Annotated in this window: 17 protein-coding genes; 15 read left to right on the top strand and 2 right to left on the bottom strand. The window is 62.0% G+C overall.

Annotated elements, in window-relative coordinates:
- Positions 1-2: 2 nt before the first annotated feature.
- Positions 3-599, top strand: a complete 597-nt coding sequence (locus tag J3P88_RS28360) for a DUF924 family protein (RefSeq protein ID WP_434572937.1) — start codon at positions 3-5, stop codon at positions 597-599.
- A gap of 398 nt (positions 600-997) precedes the next feature.
- On the opposite strand, the gene J3P88_RS28355 is transcribed toward J3P88_RS28360, so the two are convergent.
- Complete coding sequence (locus J3P88_RS28355) at positions 998-2,890, bottom strand: methyl-accepting chemotaxis protein (RefSeq protein ID WP_434572935.1); 1,893 nt, start codon at positions 2,888-2,890, stop codon at positions 998-1,000.
- A 284-nt stretch (positions 2,891-3,174) separates the two neighbouring features.
- Between J3P88_RS28355 and J3P88_RS28350 the strand changes: the two genes are divergently transcribed.
- A complete protein-coding gene (locus tag J3P88_RS28350; RefSeq protein WP_003186715.1) occupies positions 3,175-3,429 on the top strand; it encodes a hypothetical protein in 255 nt (84 codons plus the stop codon).
- A gap of 31 nt (positions 3,430-3,460) precedes the next feature.
- Positions 3,461-4,030, top strand: coding sequence for a lipocalin family protein (locus J3P88_RS28345; protein WP_186706123.1), 570 nt, complete (start codon positions 3,461-3,463; stop codon positions 4,028-4,030).
- A gap of 137 nt (positions 4,031-4,167) precedes the next feature.
- On the opposite strand, the gene J3P88_RS28340 is transcribed toward J3P88_RS28345, so the two are convergent.
- Complete coding sequence (locus tag J3P88_RS28340; RefSeq protein WP_434572932.1) at positions 4,168-5,532, bottom strand: formimidoylglutamate deiminase; 1,365 nt, start codon at positions 5,530-5,532, stop codon at positions 4,168-4,170.
- A gap of 143 nt (positions 5,533-5,675) precedes the next feature.
- Here J3P88_RS28340 and hutC point away from each other — a divergent pair, with 143 nt between their 5' ends.
- The 12 genes from hutC to J3P88_RS28280 all read left to right on the top strand — a co-directional run bounded on the left by hutC (position 5,676) and on the right by J3P88_RS28280 (position 20,333).
- The gene (hutC, locus tag J3P88_RS28335) at positions 5,676-6,386 is read left to right on the top strand and encodes a histidine utilization repressor (protein ID WP_014336125.1); all 711 of its coding nucleotides are present in this window, start codon (positions 5,676-5,678) and stop codon (positions 6,384-6,386) included.
- Positions 6,383-6,952, top strand: a complete 570-nt coding sequence (locus J3P88_RS28330) for a HutD/Ves family protein (RefSeq protein WP_434572930.1) — start codon at positions 6,383-6,385, stop codon at positions 6,950-6,952. Before hutC ends, J3P88_RS28330 begins: the two co-directional genes overlap by 4 nt.
- A gap of 467 nt (positions 6,953-7,419) precedes the next feature.
- A complete protein-coding gene (hutU, locus tag J3P88_RS28325; protein ID WP_434572928.1) occupies positions 7,420-9,108 on the top strand; it encodes a urocanate hydratase in 1,689 nt (562 codons plus the stop codon).
- 145 nt (positions 9,109-9,253) lie between these two features.
- Positions 9,254-10,720, top strand: a complete 1,467-nt coding sequence (locus J3P88_RS28320) for a purine-cytosine permease family protein (RefSeq protein WP_434572926.1) — start codon at positions 9,254-9,256, stop codon at positions 10,718-10,720.
- A 70-nt stretch (positions 10,721-10,790) separates the two neighbouring features.
- On the top strand, positions 10,791-11,759 hold the full coding sequence (locus tag J3P88_RS28315; protein WP_186706118.1) for an ABC transporter substrate-binding protein: 969 nt from the start codon (positions 10,791-10,793) through the stop codon (positions 11,757-11,759).
- A gap of 71 nt (positions 11,760-11,830) precedes the next feature.
- On the top strand, positions 11,831-12,682 hold the full coding sequence (locus J3P88_RS28310; protein WP_181290757.1) for an ABC transporter permease: 852 nt from the start codon (positions 11,831-11,833) through the stop codon (positions 12,680-12,682).
- A complete protein-coding gene (locus tag J3P88_RS28305; RefSeq protein WP_050586211.1) occupies positions 12,679-13,509 on the top strand; it encodes a quaternary amine ABC transporter ATP-binding protein in 831 nt (276 codons plus the stop codon). Before J3P88_RS28310 ends, J3P88_RS28305 begins: the two co-directional genes overlap by 4 nt.
- 172 nt (positions 13,510-13,681) lie before the next feature.
- Positions 13,682-15,205, top strand: a complete 1,524-nt coding sequence (gene hutH / locus J3P88_RS28300; RefSeq protein ID WP_434576641.1) for a histidine ammonia-lyase — start codon at positions 13,682-13,684, stop codon at positions 15,203-15,205.
- Between the two features lie 131 nt (positions 15,206-15,336).
- Entirely contained in the window at positions 15,337-16,869 is a 1,533-nt protein-coding gene (gene hutH / locus J3P88_RS28295; protein WP_434572923.1) for a histidine ammonia-lyase, read from the top strand.
- A gap of 205 nt (positions 16,870-17,074) precedes the next feature.
- Positions 17,075-18,277, top strand: coding sequence for an imidazolonepropionase (gene hutI / locus J3P88_RS28290; RefSeq protein ID WP_434572921.1), 1,203 nt, complete (start codon positions 17,075-17,077; stop codon positions 18,275-18,277).
- An 11-nt stretch (positions 18,278-18,288) separates the two neighbouring features.
- Positions 18,289-19,092, top strand: coding sequence for an N-formylglutamate deformylase (gene hutG, locus J3P88_RS28285; RefSeq protein WP_434572919.1), 804 nt, complete (start codon positions 18,289-18,291; stop codon positions 19,090-19,092).
- Between the two features lie 293 nt (positions 19,093-19,385).
- Positions 19,386-20,333, top strand: coding sequence for a choline ABC transporter substrate-binding protein (locus tag J3P88_RS28280; protein WP_434572917.1), 948 nt, complete (start codon positions 19,386-19,388; stop codon positions 20,331-20,333).
- The last annotated feature ends 69 nt before the right edge of the window (positions 20,334-20,402 follow it).

Genomic DNA, 20,402 nt, shown 5'->3' with positions numbered 1-20,402 from the left:
TCATGGCCGAGCCCTGGCAGCCGTTGCTCGATTGGTGGTTTGGCACAGCCGAAAAACCAGATGAGATCGCGGCTGACAAGGGCAAGCTATGGTTTGGCAAAGGCCATGATCGCCAGGCGGAAGAGCGCTTCGGTGATCAGGTCGAGCAGGCACTGGCCGGCGGATTGACCGATTGGGCGCAACGCCCGGAAGGTTGGCTGGCCTTGGTGCTGCTACTGGATCAACTTCCCCGGATGATCTATCGCAACACCCCCGAAGGTTTTTCCGGCGACCTGCGTGCCCAAGCGCTGGTGGCTCAAGGACTGGCGGCGGGCTTCGACCGGCAACTCAAACCCATCCAGCGCGTATTCATCTACCTCGTACTCGAACACTGCGAAAACCTCGCGGTGCAGAACGAAGCCGTGTCACGGTTCATCGAGTTGGTTCGAGAACAGCCCGAGGCGCAGCGTGCGGTGTTTGAGGACAACCTGGATTATGCCGAACGGCATCAGAAGATCATTGCGCGGTTTGGCCGCTTTCCCCATCGCAATGCGGTGTTGGGGCGCGAGTCCACGGCTGAGGAAGTGGAGTTCTTGAGTAGGCCTGGGTCCAGGTTCTAAATAGTGTTGTGGCCGCTATCGCCATCGCGAGCAGGCTCGCTCCCACAGTTGATCTTCCACGGACGCACCTTTTGCTGCTCAACAGAAACCCAGTGTGGGAGCGAGCCTGCTCGCGATGGGGCCAGATGCTTCAACCGCGATGCTTGCTGCTTAAGAGCGGGGCAAGTCTGTAAATTCTCCATGTACGCTCATTGAAGATCCATCTCATCCAATTCGGTGACACCGCAAGACCATTGTGGGAGCGAGCTTGCTCGCGATAGGGGTGCCACAGTCGACGAAAATGTTGGATGTGCCGGCCTCTTCGCGAGCAAGCCCGCTCCCACAGCTGATCAGGTTTCCCTGACGGAACGCGGTCAACTGTGGGAGCGGGCTTGCTCGCGAAAGGGCCCTTGAAAGCACTAGATCCGGAAACTGCCCACCAACTGCTTAAGCCGCGCCGCCTGTTGTTCGAGGTCGGCACAGGCCTGCAAGGTGGCTTGCAGGTTTTCCACGCCTTCCTGGTTCAGCGTGTTGATCTCGGTAATGTCGACGTTGATCGATTCCACCACGGCGGTCTGTTCTTCGGTGGCGGTTGCCACGGATTGATTCATGCCGTCGATTTCACCGATGCGTTGGGTCACGCTGCCCAGTCGTTCGCCAGCCTGGTTGGCGATGCTGACGCTGCCTTCGCTCTGGCGCTGGCTGTCGGTCATGGTCAGTACCGCTTCCCGTGCGCCGACTTGCAGTTCTTCGATCATCTTCTGCACTTGTTGCGCCGAGTCCTGGGTGCGGTGGGCCAGGTTGCGCACCTCATCGGCCACCACCGCGAAGCCGCGCCCGGCTTCACCGGCCCGTGCCGCTTCGATGGCGGCGTTGAGGGCGAGCAGGTTGGTTTGCTGGGAGATGCTGGTGATCACCTCGAGGATCTGGCCGATGTTCACCGTGTTGCTGTTCAAGGTTTCGATGTTGCCGCACGAATCGCTGATCTTGGCTGACAACTGCTGCATGGCCGCGATGGTTTTATCCACCACTTGCTGGCCATCTTCGGCCAGGTTGCGGGCCTCGCTGGAATGTTGCGAGGCGAGGGCGGCATTCTGGGCGATTTCCTGGGCGGCGGCGCCGAGCTGGTTGATGGCCGCGGCCACGCTGCTGGTGCGCGACGCCTGTTGGTCGGAGTTGAACATCGACGAGTTGGATGCACTGACCACGCGCAGGGCGACTTCGTTGACCTGGCCGGTGGCCGAGGCCACTTCGCGGATCGAGGTGTGAATGCGCTCGACAAAACGGTTGAACGACGTGCCCAGGGCGCCGAATTCGTCCTGGCCGTGGATCACCAGGCGCCGAGTCAGGTCGCCTTCGCCTTCGGCGATGTCATGCATGGCGCGGCCCATGGTCAGCAGCGGTTGCATCAACACGCGGATCAACATGCCCAGCAAAGCGATGATGAACACCACGGCGATGAACATGGCGATCAGTGCCGAAGTGCGGAACTCACTGAGCATCGCCAGGGCGGTGTCCTTGTCGAGCACCAGCGCCACGTACCAATCGGCGCCCGGCACACCATTGACCCGGGTGAAGGAGATGAATTGGGACTTGCCGTCGAGATCGACTTCTTTCACGCCCGGGCTGATTTGCGGCGCGCCGTTGGGGTAGGCCTCGGCCAGGGTCTTGAGCACGCGCTTGCTGTCGGGGTGGATCAGGATCTTGCCGTCGGCGCTGACGATGAACGCGTGGCCGTGGCCGCCGAAGTTCAGCGAGTTGATGATGGCGCTGACGTTGGACAGGTCGATGTCCGCACCGGCCACGCCGATCATCTGGTTCTGGCGTTGTACCGGAGTGGCGACGGTGATCACCAGCTTGCCCGACGAGGCGGCGATGTAGGGTTCAGTGACGATGGTTTGCTGTGCGCTGTTGGCAGCCTTGTACCAGCCACGGGCGCGAGGGTCGTAGTCGGCGGCGCGATTGCCGGCCGGCACCGAGAACATCACGCCGTCGGTGCCGCCGAAATAGCTGAGCTGGAAGTTGCCGGTGTAGGCCGGCAGGCCCACGGCGCGCTTGAGGCTGTCGGCACCGCTGCCGTCCACGGCGATCTGTTGGGCCAGCGATTGCAGCAATTGGATACGGCTGTCGACCCATGTCTGGATGTTACGGCTGGTCAGGCTGCCGAGTTCCTGCATGGAAGTCTCGGTGCTGGCGTGCAGGCTTTGGCGTTGACGATAGTCGTTGAACAGGATGAAACAGGCGAATGCAACGGCCACCACGAGGGCGGCAGCCAGCAGAATTTTATGGCTGAATTTCATGTTTCTGGTCATTAAGAACACTACCGCGGAGGGACGGGTCAGGACGGGCTGTCAATTTGCCATAACGCAGGATTTTGCGCTGTGACTTTTTATCGGCGTAGAAGCCCGGCTCATCAGGCGTCCCGGGTCCAATCCCGACGAAAGGTACGACGGCGTCACAATCCGGTTGATTCATTCCTGACACACCTCTGTATGGCCAATAAATACTGGCGGCGCGAGGGAACCAGATAGGGGTTTTCTCTTCTAAGGATCAGGTTGGCACCCTGCCACCTCCCTTCCGCTCCAGGAGTTACACCATGTCGCTGCGTTCTATCGCTCTGCTGTTTATGTGCGTCGTGCTGACCGCATGCAGCAAGGTCAACCAGGAAAACTATTCGAAGCTGTCGGCTGGCATGCCCAAGGCCGAAGTCGAAACGTTGCTGGGGAAACCGACCGATTGCTCAGGCGCCCTCGGCATGTCCAGCTGCACCTGGGGCGACCAGAAAAGCTTTATCAGCGTGCAGTACGCCGGTGACAAAGTGTTGATGTTTTCCGGCCAAGGCCTGAAGTAAACCGAGGCCACAGGCCTGCGGGAGAAAAATAATGATGCGGTTAGTTTTTGTGCTTTTGGCCGGCCTGATATTGGCTGGCTGTGCCACTTCTGGCGAGGATCCGTTGGCACCCAAGACGGTCAACAGCGTCAATCTCAAGCGTTACCAGGGGACCTGGTATGAGTTGGCCCGCCTGCCCATGTATTTCCAGCGCAATTGCGCGCAATCGGAAGCGCACTACACCCTCAAGCCAGACGGCAACGTTGGCGTGCTCAATCGCTGCCTGACCTCGGACTGGCAGTGGGAAGAAGCCAGGGGCACCGCGACGCCGCAGGTGCCGGGCAAGACCGACAAGCTCTGGGTCGAATTTGATAACTGGTTTTCCCGGATCGTCCCGGGCGTGGCGAAGGGGCAATACTGGGTGCTCTATGTCAGCGATGACTACAAGACCGCCATCGTCGGCGACCCGAGCCGTCGCTACATGTGGCTGCTGTCCCGCACACCGACCGTCAACAGCGTTGTGCGCGAGGAATTGCTGAGCAAGGCGCGCCAGCAGGGCTACGACACGACACGCCTGGTCTGGCGCGCGTCGGACCGGCAGATGGCCAAGACTTCGGACTAAGCGACGCCTGGGATCATAGTGTGGGAGCGGGCTTGCTCGCGAATGCGGTGTATCAGTCAACATCTAGGTGTCTGGTACAACGCATTCGCGAGCAAGCCCGCTCCCACATTTGGTATCTGTCACATTGATTCTTGGGGTCAGCCCAGCAGTTCGCGCAGTACCTGGGTAAACGCCCGGGCGCTTTCTTCTTCGCCGGCATGACGCCTCTCACGCACCACCCACTGTCCGCCGACCATCACATCGCGCACCTGGCGATCGCCGCCGGCGAACAGCCAGCGATTGAGGATCCCGTCGCCCTGGGCCGTGGCCAGGTATGGGTCGTTGCCATCGAGCACCAGCCAGTCGGCGCGCTTGCCGATTTCGAGAGCGCCGATCGGCTGCCCCAGGGCCTGGGCGCCGCCTTCCAATGCGGCGTCAAACAAGGTGCGACCAACCATCGGCTGATCCGCCCGATACAAGCGGTTGCGCCGTTGATCCCGCAGGCGCTGGCCATATTCCAGCCAGCGCAATTCTTCGACCACGCTCAATGACACATGGCTGTCGGAGCCAATACCAAGGCGTCCGCCCTGGGCGAGGAAATCCACGGCCGGGAAAATCCCGTCCCCCAGGTTGGCTTCGGTGGTCAGGCACAGACCGGCAATCGCCCGGCTCTTGGCCATGAGGCTGACTTCCTGGGCGTTGGCGTGGGTGGCGTGGACCAGGCACCAGCGCTGATCGACCTCGGTGTTGTCATACAGCCATTGCAGCGGACGCGCGCCGCTCCAGCCCAGGCAGTCGTCGACTTCCTTTTGCTGCTCGGCGATGTGGATGTGCACCGGGCAATCACGGTCGCTGGCAGCCAGCACGTCCTGGATCTGCCCGGGTGTCACGGCGCGCAGCGAGTGGAAGCACAGGCCCAGCGCCTGGGACGCTTGCCCGGCCAGGATCGGCTGCAAGCGCGACTGAAGTTTCAAGTAGTTTTCGGTGTTGTTGATGAAGCGGCGCTGCCCGTCGTTGGGTGCCTGGCCGCCAAAGCCGGAATGGCTGTAGAGCACCGGCAGCAGCGTCAGGCCAATGCCGGCGGCGCTGGCGGCGTGGCTGATACGCAGGGCCAGCTCCGCCGGGTCGGCGTAGGGCGCGCCGTCGGTGTCATGGTGGACGTAGTGGAATTCGGCGACCGAGGTGTAGCCGGCCTTGAGCATTTCGATGTACAGCTGGCGGGCGATGACGCCGAGTTGGTCGGGGCTGATTTTTCCGACGAGGCGGTACATCAAGTCGCGCCAGGTCCAGAAACTGTCGTTGGGATTGCCCGCCACTTCCGCCAGCCCGGCCATCGCCCGTTGGAAGGCGTGGGAGTGCAGGTTCGGCATGCCCGGCAATAGCGGACCGCCCAGCCGTTCGGCGCCGTCTGCGTGGGAGCCGACCTGGATATGGGTCAGGACGCCTGCGGCATCCACCTCAAGACGTACATCATCGGCCCATCCACTAGGCAGCAGCGCGCGTTCGGCAAAGAAGGCGGACATGGTTCAACCTCATCGTGCGTAATTTGTATATACATATACAGACGTTTGCCTGGCCGGTAAACTCCGGCAAGCTAGCAACCTTATTCGCAGAACAGGGAACCGCCGTGCCGACTCCGCCTGCCAAACCACCGCTGGCCGCAAACATGGGTGACAGTCCGGCGCCCTTGTACGCCCGCGTTAAACAAATGATCACCCAGCAGATCGACAGTGGAAACTGGCCGCCGCATTACCGTGTGCCGTCGGAAAGCGAGCTGGTCAGCCAGCTGGGATTCAGCCGCATGACCATCAACCGTGCCCTGCGGGAAATGACCGCGGACGGCCTGTTGGTGCGCATGCAGGGTGTCGGCACCTTCGTGGCCGAGCCCAAGAGCCAGTCCGCGTTGTTCGAAGTGCATAACATCGCGGATGAAATCGCCTCCCGTGGTCATCGTCACAGCTGCAAGGTCATCACCCTGGAAGAAGAGGCGGCCGGTTCCGAGCGGGCCCTGGCCCTGGACATGCGTGAAGGCCAGAAGGTGTTCCATTCACTGATCGTGCATTTCGAGAACGACATCCCCGTGCAAATCGAGGACCGTTTCGTCAACGCACTGGTGGCACCTGAGTACCTCAAGCAGGACTTCACCGTGCAAACCCCCTACGCCTACCTGAACCAGGTTGCACCGCTGACCGAAGGCGAGCACGTAGTGGAGGCGATCCTGGCCGAGCCGAGTGAGTGCAAGCTGTTGCAGATCGAAAGGGGCGAGCCGTGCTTGTTGATTCGCCGCCGCACTTGGTCTGGACGCCAGCCGGTCACCGCCGCACGCCTGATCCATCCGGGCTCCCGTCACAGTCTGGAAGGGCGTTTTCATAAATGAGCCAGTTGAAAGTGTTACGTGCCGCGGATTACCCGCGCATGCCTTGGAAGAACGGTGGCGGCAGCACCGAGGAAATCACTCGCGATGCCGGCACGGGCCTGGAAGGTTTCGGCTGGAGACTGTCGATTGCCGATATCGGTGAGTCGGGTGGTTTTTCCACCTTCGCCGGCTACGAGCGGGTCATCAGTGTCTTGCAGGGTGACGGCATGACGTTGAATGTCGATGGTCAGGCTACGCGGGCGCTTTATCCGCTGGACGCTTTTGCGTTCAGCGGCGAGAGCCATGTGCATTGCACGCTGCTGGGCGGACCGATTCGTGACTTCAACCTGATCTACGCACCGCAGCGTTACCGCGCGCGATTGCAATGGTTGGGCGGGCAGCAGCGGTTTTTCAGCGAGGCGGGAACGGTGTTGGTGTTTAGTGCCGCGCCGACGCTGAGGATCAAGATGGATGAGGCTGTCGAGGCGCTGGGGCTTTATGACTGCCTGCAACTGAGCGGCAACACCGGGCTGCTGGAAATCACCACCCACGGCCAATGCTGCGTGATCGAGCTGACGGCCCACTAAAGAAATCCTGCGACAGAGCTTTTGTGGCGAGGGAGCTTGCTCCCGCTGGGCCGGGCTGGCGCTCCAGCGCGCAGCGGCCCTGTTTTTTGGGGTCTGCTTCGCAGCCCAGCGGGAGCAAGCTCCCTCGCCACAAAAAGCGTGTTTATTGTTCCTTCCGCACGCACCAACTTGTTACTGAATGCCCCAGCGTGGCGCAATATCACGCTTTTGTGTCCCCCCGATTCCTCCCTTTGAAACCCCCCGTCAAAAATTTCATGCCGCTCAGCAGCCCTTGAATCACAAGGCTTTCAGCAATTCCCCAACCGTTTCTGAACACTACCTCTAACAAGTTGGCCGCTTGATTGCATATGCTTGTACATACAAGTAAAGACGTATGCGTATGAGTCGCCGATATTCAACGCAATGTTCATAGAAATCGCTGCCCACTGCCCGGGCTGGTCTGGATTGATCGCTGAGGAGTTTTTGCTGTGACCGACGCTACCCGCAAACCCGAAAAATACCGTGACGTTGAAATTCGCGCCCCTCGCGGTAACACGCTGACCGCCAAGAGCTGGCTGACCGAAGCGCCGCTGCGCATGCTGATGAACAACCTCGACCCGGAAGTGGCCGAGAACCCCAAGGAGTTGGTGGTCTACGGTGGCATCGGCCGCGCGGCGCGCAACTGGGAGTGCTACGACAAGATCGTCGAAAGCCTCACCCACCTGAACGACGACGAAACCCTGCTGGTGCAATCCGGCAAGCCGGTGGGTGTGTTCAAGACCCACAGCAACGCGCCTCGCGTCCTGATTGCCAACTCCAACCTGGTGCCGCACTGGGCCAGTTGGGAGCACTTCAACGAACTCGACGCCAAGGGCCTGGCCATGTACGGCCAGATGACCGCCGGCAGCTGGATCTACATCGGCAGCCAGGGCATCGTCCAAGGCACGTATGAAACCTTCGTCGAGGCTGGTCGCCAGCACTACGATTCCAACCTCAAGGGCCGTTGGGTCCTGACCGCCGGCCTGGGCGGCATGGGCGGCGCACAACCGCTGGCCGCGACCTTGGCCGGTGCATGCTCGCTGAACATCGAGTGCCAGCAGGTGAGCATCGATTTCCGCCTGAAAACCCGCTACGTCGACGAGCAAGCCACCGACCTCGACGATGCCCTGGCGCGCATCGAGAAATACACCGCCGAAGGCAAGGCGATTTCCATTGCGCTGTGTGGGAACGCGGCTGAAATCCTGCCGGAAATGGTCCGTCGGGGTGTGCGCCCGGACATGGTCACCGACCAGACCAGCGCCCACGACCCCCTCAACGGCTACCTGCCGGCCGGCTGGACCTGGGACGAATACCGTGCCCGCGCCAAGACCGAGCCCGCCGCCGTGGTGAAGGCCGCCAAGCAATCGATGGCCGTCCACGTCAAAGCCATGTTGGCCTTCCAGAAAATGGGTGTGCCGACTTTCGACTACGGCAACAACATCCGCCAGATGGCCCAGGAAGAAGGCGTCGAAAATGCCTTCGACTTCCCCGGCTTCGTCCCGGCGTACATCCGTCCGCTGTTCTGCCGTGGCATCGGCCCGTTCCGCTGGGCGGCGCTGTCGGGTGACCCGCAGGACATCTACAAGACCGACGCCAAGGTCAAGGAACTGATCCCCGACGACGCCCACCTGCATAACTGGTTGGACATGGCTCGCGAGCGCATCAGCTTCCAGGGCTTGCCGGCACGTATCTGCTGGGTTGGCCTGGGCCAGCGCGCCAAGTTGGGCCTGGCGTTCAACGAGATGGTGCGCAGCGGTGAGTTGTCGGCGCCGATCGTCATCGGCCGCGACCACCTCGACTCTGGCTCCGTGGCCAGCCCGAACCGTGAAACCGAATCCATGCAGGACGGCTCCGACGCCGTTTCCGACTGGCCGCTGCTCAATGCCTTGCTCAACACCGCCAGCGGCGCGACGTGGGTATCGCTGCACCACGGTGGCGGCGTCGGCATGGGCTTCTCCCAGCATTCGGGCATGGTGATCGTCTGCGACGGCACCGACGAAGCGGCCGAGCGGATTGCTCGCGTACTGCACAACGACCCGGGTACCGGGGTGATGCGCCATGCCGATGCCGGTTACCAGATCGCCATTGATTGCGCGAAGGAGCAGGGGCTGAACCTGCCGATGATTACTGGCAAATAACGCAACACTCCATGTGGGAGCGGGCTTGCTCGCGAAGGCGGTTTTACATCCGAGGCAGGTGTTGAATGACACACCGCTTTCGCGAGCAAGCCCGCTCCCACAAAAAAATATCGCCCGAACCCGAACAATCCACAGAGGTTGAACCATGGCTGTCACCAGCACACGCGCAAGCAGCAAGCCGTTGATCGAGAAACGTTCGATCGACTACATCCCGGAAGCGGAGCGACACGGTCGGCTGTTGAGCCAGTTCACCCTCTGGATGGGGGCCAACCTGCAAATCACTGCAATCGTCACCGGTGCATTGGCGGTGGTGCTGGGCGGTGATGTGTTCTGGTCGTTGATCGGTTTGCTGATAGGCCAAGTGCTCGGCGGTGGCGTCATGGCGTTGCATGCCGCCCAGGGGCCAAAGCTGGGCCTGCCGCAGATGATCTCCAGCCGGGTGCAGTTTGGTGTGTATGGCGCGGCCATCCCGATCGTGCTGGTGTGCCTGATGTACCTGGGTTTCACCGCAACGGGCACGGTGCTTTCCGGCCAGGCACTGGGCCAGTTGTTCGGCGTCAGCGACAGTGTCGGCATCCTCATTTTCGCCAGTGTCATCGTGTTGGTCACGGTGCTCGGGTATCGGGTGATTCACTTCATTGGCCGTGTCGCCAGCGTGATTGGTGTGATTGCCTTTGTTTACCTGTTTGCTCGCCTGATCAGCCAGACCGACGTGGGCGCACTCCTGCAAATCCGCCATTTCAGCTGGAGCAGTTTCCTGCTGGCGGTGTCGCTCGCGGCCTCCTGGCAGATCGCCTTCGGCCCCTACGTGGCGGACTACTCGCGTTACCTGCCGAGCAAAACCTCTTCGGTGAAAACCTTTTTTGCCGCAGGTGCCGGTTCAGTCATCGGCGCACAAGTGGCGATGATCCTCGGCGTGTTTGCCGCCGCCTCGGCCAACGGGCAGTTCGCCGGTCACGAAGTGGCCTACATCGTTGGCCTGGGCGGTACCGGTGCCACGGCTGCGTTGCTGTACTTCAGCATCGCGTTCGGCAAGGTCACCATCTCCACGCTGAATTCCTACGGCAGCTTCATGTGCATCGCGACCATCATCAGCGGGTTCCGGGGACACCTGAACGTAACGCGTGTGCAGCGTCTGGTGTTCGTGCTGTTCATTGTCGGCGCGGCGACCTTGATCGCGCTGCTCGGCCAGCACTCGTTCCTCGGTGCGTTCAAGTCTTTCATCTTGTTCTTGCTGGCGTTCTTCACGCCGTGGAGCGCAATCAACCTGGTGGACTACTACTGCATCACGCGCGAGCGCTATGACGTGCCGGCATTGAACGATCCGAAGGGTCGCTACGGTCGCTGGAATGCCCTCGGCATCAGCGTCTACGTCTTTGGTGTATTGGTTCAGTTGCCGTTCATTGCCACCAAGTTCTATACCGGTCCGTTGGTGAAAGCCATGGGCGGTGTGGACATCTCCTGGATCATCGGCCTGGTGGTCCCGGCGGCGCTGTATTACGTCCTCGCCAGGAAGTGGCACAGCGCAGTACCCGATCAATTGATCCTGCCGGTCGAGCAGGACGCGGTTGACGCACAACCGAGCAGGGCGGGCCGCATCCAAGCGGTCTGATGGGACGTTGACAGGGCTGGATGCCTCTTGACTGCCGTAAGCCAATCCAACTGATTAGGAGCGTCACATAATGAAGTCGAACAAGACCCTGCTGACCACATTGCTTTCCATGGGCCTGCTGGCCAGCGCCGGCGCCACGCAAGCGGCCGGTTGGTGCGAGTCGGGTAAACCGGTGAAATTCGCCGGCCTGAACTGGGAAAGCGGCATGCTGCTGACCGACGTCCTGCAAGTGGTGCTGGAAAAAGGCTACGACTGCAAGACCGACAGCCTGCCCGGCAACTCCATCACCATGGAAAACGCCCTGAGCAGCAACGACATCCAGGTATTTGCCGAAGAGTGGGTCGGCCGCAGTGAGGTCTGGAACAAGGCCGAGAAGGCCGGCAAGGTGGTCGGCGTCGGGGCCCCGGTGGTGGGCGCCATCGAAGGCTGGTACGTGCCGCGCTACGTGATCGAAGGCGATGCCAAGCGCAAGCTCGAAGCCAAGGCCCCGGGCCTGAAGAACATCGCCGACCTGGGCCAGTACGCCGCCGTGTTCAAGGACCAGGAAGAGCCGTCCAAGGGCCGCTTCTACAACTGCCCGGCCGGCTGGACCTGCGAGCTGGACAACAGCGAAATGCTGAAGAGCTACGGCCTGGAAAAAACCTACACCAACTTCCGTCCAGGCACCGGCCCGGCCCTGGATGCGGCGGTGCTGTCGAGCTACAAGCGTGGCGAGCCGATCCTGTTCTACTACTGGTCGCCAACGCCGCTGATGGGCCAGGTGGACTTGGTCAAACTCGAAGAAAAACCCGGCGTGGATAAAAGCGTGAGCATCAAGGTCGGCCTGTCCAAGACCTTCCACGACGAAGCCCCGGAGCTGGTGGCGGTGCTGGAAAAGGTCAACCTGCCGATCGATATCCTGAACCAGAACCTCGGGCGCATGGCCAAAGAGCGGATCGAGTCGCCGAAACTGGCGAAGATCTTCCTGAAGGAACATCCTGAAGTCTGGCACGCCTGGGTCAGTGAAGACGCTGCCAAGAAAATCGACGCGGCTCTGTAGGTCGAATCTTTCCCGGCCAACCGTGGGGCTGGCCGGGACATTCACCGCATCCACCTGATCGAGAGTCTCTTATGTTTCCCGAAAGCTTTACCTTCTCCATCGCCGACTGGGTCAACGGTTGGGTCGATTCCCTGGTGACCAATTATGGCGATGTGTTCCGGCACATCTCCGACACCCTGCTGTGGGCCATCGTCAACCTCGAAGGCCTGCTGCGCATGGCGCCGTGGTGGTTGATGCTGGCCATCGTCGGCGGCGTTGCCTGGCACGCCACCCGCAAGGTCGTCGCTACGGCGGTGATCGTCGGCCTGTTGTTCCTGGTGGGTGCGGTGGGCCTGTGGGACAAATTGATGCAGACCCTCGCCCTGATGCTGGTGGCGACGCTGATCTCGGTGATGATCGGCATTCCCCTGGGCATTCTCTCGGCGCGCAGCAATCGCCTGCGTTCGGTGCTGATGCCGTTGCTGGACATCATGCAGACCATGCCGAGCTTCGTGTACCTGATTCCGGTATTGATGCTGTTCGGCCTGGGCAAGGTCCCGGCGATCTTCGCCACGGTGATCTACGCCGCGCCGCCGTTGATTCGCCTGACCGACCTGGGTATCCGCCAGGTGGACGGCGAAGTGATGGAGGCGATCAACGCCTTCGGCGCCAACCGCTGGCAGCAGCTGTTCGGCGTGCAACTGCCCCTGGCCCTGCCGAGCATCATGGCCGGGATCAACCAGACCACCATGATGGCCCTGTCGATGGTCGTCATCGCCTCGATGATCGGTGCCCGTGGCTTGGGTGAAGACGTGTTGGTGGGCATCCAGACCCTCAACGTCGGGCGTGGCCTGGAAGCGGGCCTGGCCATTGTGATTCTCGCCGTGGTCATCGACCGCATTACCCAGGCCTATGGTCGTCCTCGGCATGAGGTGAGCAAATGAGCAACGCAGCCATCAGCAAGATAGAAGTCAAAAACGTCTTCAAGATTTTCGGCAACCGCTCCAAGGAAGCCCTGGAGCTGATCCGCCAGAACAAGACCAAGGACCAGGTGCTGGCCGAAACCGGCTGCGTGGTCGGCGTGAACGACCTGTCGCTGAGCATCGGCACCGGTGAGATCTTCGTGATCATGGGCCTGTCCGGCTCCGGCAAATCCACGTTGGTGCGCCATTTCAACCGGCTGATCGATCCCACTAGCGGCGCGATCCTGGTGGACGGCGAAGACATCCTGCAACTGGACATGGACGCCTTGCGCGAGTTTCGCCGGCACAAGATCAGCATGGTGTTCCAGAGCTTCGGCCTGCTGCCCCACAAGAGTGTGCTGGACAACGTCGCCTATGGCTTGAAAGTGCGCGGCGAGAGCAAGCAGGTGTGCGCCGAGCGAGCGCTGCACTGGATCAACACCGTGGGCCTGAAAGGCTACGAGAACAAATACCCGCACCAGCTCTCCGGCGGCATGCGCCAGCGCGTCGGTTTGGCCCGGGCCTTGGCGGCGGACACGGACATCATCCTGATGGACGAAGCGTTCAGTGCCCTCGACCCGCTGATCCGCGCGGAAATGCAGGACCAGTTGCTGGAACTGCAAAAGACCCTGCACAAGACCATCGTCTTCATCACCCACGACCTCGACGAGGCCGTGCGCATCGGCAATCGCATTGCGATTCTCAAGGACGGCAAGCTGATCCAGGTCGGCACGCCGCGGGAGATCCTGCACTCGCCGGCGGATGAGTATGTCGATCGGTTCGTGCAGCGCAGGGCTGCGGTGGTTTGAGGTTGTGGTGGCTGGCGCGCTTTTGTGGCGAGGGAGCTTGCTCCCGCTCGGGCGCGTAGCGGCCGCTTCTTTTGGGCCTGCTGCGCAGTCCAGCGGGAGCAAGCTCCCTCGCCACAGAGGCTGTGCCTTTAGCCAGATGTGCTGCTGAAAAGAATTTTCCATGAGGTTTGAGATGTCCCAGGCTGAAAAAATCATCATCACCGGCGCCCCGTTGCGCTGGCAGGACGTGGTCGCCGTCGCCCGCTTCGGCGCTGTGCTCGAGCTGTCGACCCAGACCTGGGCACGGATCGACAATGCCCAGGCCATCGTCCAGCGCATCGTCGCCAGCGGCGAGCGTGCCTATGGCGTCAACACCGGCCTGGGCGCCTTGTGCAATGTCTCGCTCAAGGACGAACAACTCAGCCAACTGTCGCGCAATACCCTGCTCAGCCATGCCTGTGGCGTCGGCCCGGTGCTCTGCGACGAGCAGACCCGGGCGATTCTCTGCGCGGCCATCCACAACTACAGCCAAGGCAAGTCCGGCATCCACCGCCGCGTGGTCGAGGCGCTGCTGGCCCTGCTCAATCGCGGCATCACCCCGCAAGTGCCGTCCCAGGGTTCGGTGGGTTACCTGACCCACATGGCCCACATCGGCATTGCGTTGCTGGGCGTTGGCCAGGTCAGCTATCGCGGGCAAATCGTCCCGGCGCAACAGGCCCTGGCCGCCGAAGGTTTGCAACCGGTGCAACTGGGGGCCAAGGACGGTTTGTGCCTGGTCAACGGCACGCCATGCATGACCGGTCTCAGTTGCCTGGCCTTGGCCGATGCCACGCGGCTGGTGCAATGGGCCGACGTGATCGGCGCCATGAGTTTCGAGGCCCAGCGCGGCCAGATCGCCGCGTTCGACGCCGACGTCATGGCGCTGAAGCCGCATCCGGGCATGCAGCAGGTCGGCGTCAATCTGCGGGCATTGCTCGACGGCAGCGAAGTCATCGCCGCGAGCCTGGGCATTCGCACCCAGGACGCCTTGAGTATCCGTTCGATTCCCCAGGTACACGGCGCTGCTCGCGACCAATTGGCCCATGCCCGGCAACAGATCGAAACCGAGCTCAACTCGGTGACCGATAACCCGCTGCTGCTGGGGACACCGGAGAACTTCCGGGTCATGTCCCAGGCCAATCCCCACGGCCAATCGGTGGCGTTGGCGGCAGACCTGCTGGCGATTGCCATGGCAGAGATCGGCTCTATCGCCGAGCGCCGCCTCGACCGGCTGATCAACCCGCACGTCAGCGGCCTGCCAGCCTTCCTGGTGGCCAACCCCGGCGTGAACTCGGGAATGATGATCGTGCAATACGTCGCCGCATCGCTGTGCGCGGAAAACAAGCAATTGGCGCAACCGGCGGTGCTGGACAATTTCGTCACCTCCGGGTTGCAGGAAGACCATTTGAGCATGGGCACCAACGCCGCCCTGAAGCTGCACCGGGCGTTGGAAAACTGCACGCAGATCCTCGCCATCGAATACTTGCTGGCGGCCCAGGCCTTTGAATTTCTCAAGACGCAGCGCTTCGGCGCCGGGACGGACATCGCCTGGAAGTTGCTGCGCGAGCGTGTTCCGGCCTACGACCAGGATCGCTGGCTGGCGCCGGACATCGCCAGCGCCGCCGGGCTGCTAAAGGATCCGAACGTGCTGCACAACGTACTACCCCATTTGAACTGATCAAAAATAGCGCCAGCGTGCCAAGGCACCTATAGCCCACAAGGCATCGCCCAAAAAGCGAAGGTGACGGATAACGGAACATTCCGGAGCGACTGGCGGGTGAAAAACAAAACTCTCAAAAGGAGCAATACATGACTGCCTTAAACCTGATTCCCGGCCAATTGAGCCTGGCTCAATTGCGTGACATCTATCAGCACCCGGTCACCCTGAGCCTGGACGCCAGCGCGTCGGCGCAGATCGAAGCCAGTGTTGCGTGCGTGGAACAGATCCTCGCCGAGAACCGTACCGCCTACGGCATCAACACCGGTTTCGGCCTGTTGGCCTCGACCCGCATCGCCAGCGAAGACCTGGAGAACCTGCAGCGCTCCCTGGTGCTGTCCCATGCCGCTGGCGTGGGCGAGCCGATCAGCGATGCGCTGGTGCGGTTGGTCATGGTGCTCAAGGTCAACAGCCTGAGCCGGGGTTTTTCCGGCATCCGCCGGCAGGTGATCGATGCGCTGATTGCGCTGATCAATGCCGAGGTCTACCCGCACATCCCGCTCAAGGGTTCGGTCGGTGCGTCCGGTGACCTGGCGCCGCTGGCCCATATGTCCCTGGTGCTGCTGGGCGAAGGCAAGGCCCGCTACAAGGGCGAATGGCTGCCGGCCGTCGACGCCCTGAAAGTGGCGGGCCTCGCGCCGCTGACCCTGGCCGCCAAGGAAGGCCTGGCGCTGCTCAACGGTACCCAGGTCTCCACCGCGTTTGCCCTGCGTGGCCTGTTCGAAGGCGAAGACCTGTTCGCCGGTGCCCTGGCCCTTGGCAGCCTCACGGTGGAAGCGGTGCTCGGTTCGCGTTCGCCATTCGATGCACGCATCCATGCCGCCCGCGGCCAGAAAGGCCAGATCGATGCCGCCGCGGCCTACCGCGACCTGCTGGGCGAGCGCAGCGAAGTCTCCGATTCGCACCAGAACTGCGACAAGGTCCAGGACCCGTACTCCCTGCGCTGCCAGCCGCAAGTGATGGGCGCCTGCCTGACCCAGTTCCGCCAGGCTGCCGAAGTGCTGGTGATCGAGGCCAACGCGGTGTCGGACAACCCGCTGGTGTTCGCCGCCGAGGGCGACGTGATTTCCGGTGGCAACTTCCACGCCGAACCGGTGGCGATGGCCGCCGACAACATGGCCCTGGCGATTGCCGAAATCGGCTCCCTGAGCGAGCGGCGCATTTCGCTGATGATGGACAAGCACATGTCGCAACTGCCGCCGTTCCTGGTGGCCAATGGCGGGGTGAACTCCGGCTTCATGATTGCCCAAGTGACTGCTGCCGCCCTGGCCAGTGAAAACAAGGCGCTGTCCCATCCCCATTCGGTGGACAGCCTGCCGACCTCGGCCAACCAGGAAGACCACGTCTCCATGGCCCCGGCCGCTGGCAAGCGCCTGTGGGAAATGGCCGAGAACACCCGTGGGATTCTCGCGGTGGAATGGCTCGCGGCGTGCCAGGGCCTGGACCTGCGCGATGGTTTGAAGACCTCCGCCAAACTGGAACAGGCCAGGGCATTGCTGCGTGCAGAAGTGCCGTTCTATGAGAAGGACCGGTTCTTTGCGCCGGACATCAATGCAGCCAGCGAGCTGTTGGCGAGTCGGTGCCTGAACGAATTGGTTACGGCGCAGTTGTTGCCGAGCCTGTAAGGGCCTCATCGCGAGCAGGCACACATGATGTTGATCCGACTCGACACCTGTGGGAGCGGGCTTGCTCGCGAAAGCGCAGGGTCAGCTTGCATCAATGTCGAATGTACCGCCGTCTTCGTGAGCAAGCCCGCTCCCACAGGTTCTGTGCAGTCCTTGTGGGAGCGAGCCTGCTCGCGATTGATTTTGATAATTCGAGGAAACCGGGATGAAAACCCTCTGGCAAAACTGCCACGCCGCCACCATGGCCCAGGGCGTCTACTCGATCATCGAAGACGCCGCCATCGTCACCCAGGGCGAGCACATTCAATGGATCGGCCCGCGCGCCGAGTTGCCAGCAGGCGACTATCCGGCGGTCTACGACCTCAAGGGCGCCTGGGTCACGCCGGGGCTGATCGACTGCCACACCCACACGGTGTTTGGCGGCAACCGCAGCGGTGAGTTCGAACAGCGCCTGCAAGGTGTCAGCTACGCCGAAATCGCCGCAGCCGGCGGTGGCATCGCCAGCACCGTGCGCGCCACCCGCGCCGCCAGTGAAGACGAGTTGTTCGCCAGCGCGGCCAAACGCCTGAAAAGCCTGATGCGTGACGGCGTGACCACGGTGGAAATCAAGTCCGGCTATGGCCTGGACCTGGCCAGCGAACGCAAGATCTTGCGGGTCATTCGCCGCCTCGCTGCCGAACTTCCGGTCAGCGTACGCAGCACCTGCCTGGCGGCCCACGCCTTGCCGCCGGAATACAAGGACCGCGCCGATGATTACATCGAGCACATCTGCACCGAGATGCTGCCGGCCCTGGCGGCAGAGGGGCTGGTGGATGCGGTGGACGCCTTTTGCGAATACCTGGCGTTTTCCCCGGCGCAGGTCGAGCGGGTGTTCATCACTGCACAGCAATTGGGCCTGCCGGTGAAGCTGCACGCCGAACAGTTGTCATCGCTGCATGGTTCCAGCCTTGCGGCACGCTACCAGGCGCTGTCGGCCGATCACTTGGAGTTCATGACCGAAGACGATGCCATGGCCATGGCCGCGTCCGGCACCGTGGCGGTGTTGCTGCCGGGGGCGTTTTATTTCCTGCGCGAAACCCAGCTGCCGCCCATGGATGCCCTGCGCAAGCACGGCGTGAAAATCGCCGTGGCCAGCGACCTCAACCCCGGCACTTCGCCGGCGTTGTCGTTGCGCTTGATGTTGAACATGGCCTGCACCTGTTTCCGCATGACCCCGGAAGAAGCCTTGGCGGGGGCGACGATTCATGCGGCCCAGGCCTTGGGCATGGAGCAGACCCACGGTTCGCTGGAAGCCGGCAAGGTCGCGGATTTTGTCGCCTGGCACATCGACCGCCCAGCCGACCTGGCGTACTGGCTCGGTGGCGATCTGGAAAAACGCGTCGTGCGTCACGGCGTGGAAATCGATTGAGGAGAACGGTTGTGGAGAAGGTCCTGAATTTCAAGCAAGGGCGCGTGCCGCTGTTGATCAGCATGCCCCACGCCGGCCTGCGCCTGACCCCGGCGGTACAGGCCGGGTTGATCCCCAAGGCCCAGAGCCTGCCGGACACTGACTGGCACATTCCCAAGCTCTATGAGTTCGCCAATGAGTTGGGCGCCAGCACCCTGGCTGCGGAATACTCGCGGTTCGTCGTCGACCTGAATCGTCCCGCCGATGACAAACCGATGTACGTCGGCGCCACCACCGGTCTGTACCCGGCGACGCTGTTCGATGGCGTGCCGTTGTTTCGCGAAGGACTGGAACCGTCGGCCGAGGAACGGGCGACGTATCTGCAACAGGTCTGGATGCCGTACCACCAGGCGCTGGCGCAGGAGCTGGCGCGGCTCAAGGCTGAGTTCGGCTATGCCTTGCTGTTCGATGCCCACTCGATCCGCTCGGTGATCCCGCACCTGTTCGACGGCAAGCTGCCGGACTTCAACCTGGGCACGTTCAACGGCGCCAGTTGCGACCCGACCCTGGCGAGCCAGCTCGAAGCCATCTGCGCTCGCCATGGCCAGTTCACCCATGTGCTCAACGGGCGTTTCAAGGGCGGACACATCACCCGGTATTACGGCAACCCGGCCCAGGACATCCACGCGGTGCAATTGGAACTGTGCCAGAGTACCTACATGGAAGAGTTCGAACCGTTCAATTACCGCGCGGATCTGGCGGCGCCGACCCAGGTGGTGCTCAGGGAATTGTTGGAAGGCTTCCTGGCGTGGGGGCAAAAGGCCTACAAACATTAACCTGTGACCAAGCAGTCTTTGTGAAGGACTTCTTGTGAACAGGGGCTTCTGTGGCGAGGGAGCTTGCTCCCGCTTGAGTGCGTAGCGCTCAGAAGATTCTAGGGCGGCTTCGCCACCCAGCGGGAGCAAGCTCCCTCGCCACATAAGCATTTCAAGCCGCTCTCCCTGTCGCCACCGTGCAAAACCAAGTCGCCACAGTTCACCTTTACCTCCTCGACGCTGCGTAATGTTCCAGGCACGGTGCACCTAGACACCGACCTACAACAATCCACTGCCGCACGAGACCCCTCGCGATGAAAAGACTGTCCAAGCGCTGTCTGTCGTTCCTCTGCGGTACCGTTCTACTAAGCTCCGGCGCGATGGCCGCCGAGCCTGCATCCTGCCAGACCGTACGCATGGGCGTGGTCAACTGGACCGACGTGATTGCCACCAGCGGCATGGCCGACGTGTTGCTCACCGGGTTGGGCTACGAAAGCAAGCAGACCAGCGCCGTGCAGCAGATCATCTTCGCCGGCATCCGCGACAAGCGGCTCGACATCTTCCTGGGCTATTGGAAACCGGCGATGGACAAGAACATCGCCCCGTTCCTGGCGGCCAACCAGGTGAAGGTCCTGGATAAACCCAGCCTGGCCGATGCCCAGGCCACCTTGGCCGTCCCGGACTACGTGGCCGCGGCGGGGCTCAAGACCTTTGCCGACATCGCCCGGTTCAAGGATCAGCTCGGTGGCAAGATCTATGGGATTGAGCCAGGCAGTGGCGCTAACACCACCATCAAGACCATGATCGAAACCAATCACTTTGGCCTCAAGGATTTCAAGCTGATCGAATCCGGTGAGGCCGGGATGCTGGCAGCGGTGCAGCGGGCCGTGAATCGCAAGGAGTTCGTGGTGTTCGTTGGCTGGACCCCGCACCCGATGAACATCAACATGAACATCGCCTACCTGACGGGCAGCGAAGACGTCTATGGTCCGAACGAAGGCGCCGCGACCGTGTCCACGGTGACCGCGCCGGACTACGCCCAGCGTTGCCCCAACGTTCAGCGGCTGCTGGAAAATCTCACGTTCACCGCCGCCCAGGAAAGCCAGCTGATGGTGCCGATCATGGAACGCAAGACACCCCAGGACGTCGCTCGGCAATGGCTGCGCGAGCATCCCGAGGATTTGCAGCGCTGGCTCGTTGGGGTGAGCAGCTTCGATGGCAAGGATGGAATTGCGGCGGTGCAGGCCAGTCTCAAGAACTGACACAACCTTATGGACACTGATACCCCTGTGGCGAGGGAGCTTGCTCCCGCTGGGTTGCGAAGCAGCCCT

Origin of the sequence: Pseudomonas sp. Z3-6 (genome assembly GCF_051131985.1) — a bacterium.
In the GTDB taxonomy this organism is placed as follows: domain Bacteria; phylum Pseudomonadota; class Gammaproteobacteria; order Pseudomonadales; family Pseudomonadaceae; genus Aquipseudomonas; species Aquipseudomonas zanjanensis.
The sequence above is the reverse complement of the archived record's forward strand: the minus strand, read 5'-3'. Positions and strand labels throughout refer to the sequence as shown.

What these genes read in the sequence shown, in the direction of transcription:
- J3P88_RS28310 (WP_181290757.1), top strand. Translation starts at nt 11,831, where the DNA reads ATGTTTCCCGAAAGCTTTACCTTCTCCATCGCCGACTGGGTCAACGGT.
- J3P88_RS28305 (WP_050586211.1), top strand. Translation starts at nt 12,679, where the DNA reads ATGAGCAACGCAGCCATCAGCAAGATAGAAGTCAAAAACGTCTTCAAG.
- J3P88_RS28345 (WP_186706123.1), top strand. Translation starts at nt 3,461, where the DNA reads ATGATGCGGTTAGTTTTTGTGCTTTTGGCCGGCCTGATATTGGCTGGC.
- J3P88_RS28355 (WP_434572935.1), bottom strand. Translation starts at nt 2,890, where the DNA reads ATGACCAGAAACATGAAATTCAGCCATAAAATTCTGCTGGCTGCCGCC.
- J3P88_RS28350 (WP_003186715.1), top strand. Translation starts at nt 3,175, where the DNA reads ATGTCGCTGCGTTCTATCGCTCTGCTGTTTATGTGCGTCGTGCTGACC.
- hutC (WP_014336125.1), top strand. Translation starts at nt 5,676, where the DNA reads ATGGGTGACAGTCCGGCGCCCTTGTACGCCCGCGTTAAACAAATGATC.
- J3P88_RS28320 (WP_434572926.1), top strand. Translation starts at nt 9,254, where the DNA reads ATGGCTGTCACCAGCACACGCGCAAGCAGCAAGCCGTTGATCGAGAAA.
- J3P88_RS28360 (WP_434572937.1), top strand. Translation starts at nt 3, where the DNA reads ATGGCCGAGCCCTGGCAGCCGTTGCTCGATTGGTGGTTTGGCACAGCC.
- J3P88_RS28315 (WP_186706118.1), top strand. Translation starts at nt 10,791, where the DNA reads ATGAAGTCGAACAAGACCCTGCTGACCACATTGCTTTCCATGGGCCTG.
- J3P88_RS28330 (WP_434572930.1), top strand. Translation starts at nt 6,383, where the DNA reads ATGAGCCAGTTGAAAGTGTTACGTGCCGCGGATTACCCGCGCATGCCT.
- J3P88_RS28280 (WP_434572917.1), top strand. Translation starts at nt 19,386, where the DNA reads ATGAAAAGACTGTCCAAGCGCTGTCTGTCGTTCCTCTGCGGTACCGTT.
- J3P88_RS28340 (WP_434572932.1), bottom strand. Translation starts at nt 5,532, where the DNA reads ATGTCCGCCTTCTTTGCCGAACGCGCGCTGCTGCCTAGTGGATGGGCC.
- hutI (WP_434572921.1), top strand. Translation starts at nt 17,075, where the DNA reads ATGAAAACCCTCTGGCAAAACTGCCACGCCGCCACCATGGCCCAGGGC.
- hutH (WP_434576641.1), top strand. Translation starts at nt 13,682, where the DNA reads ATGTCCCAGGCTGAAAAAATCATCATCACCGGCGCCCCGTTGCGCTGG.
- hutH (WP_434572923.1), top strand. Translation starts at nt 15,337, where the DNA reads ATGACTGCCTTAAACCTGATTCCCGGCCAATTGAGCCTGGCTCAATTG.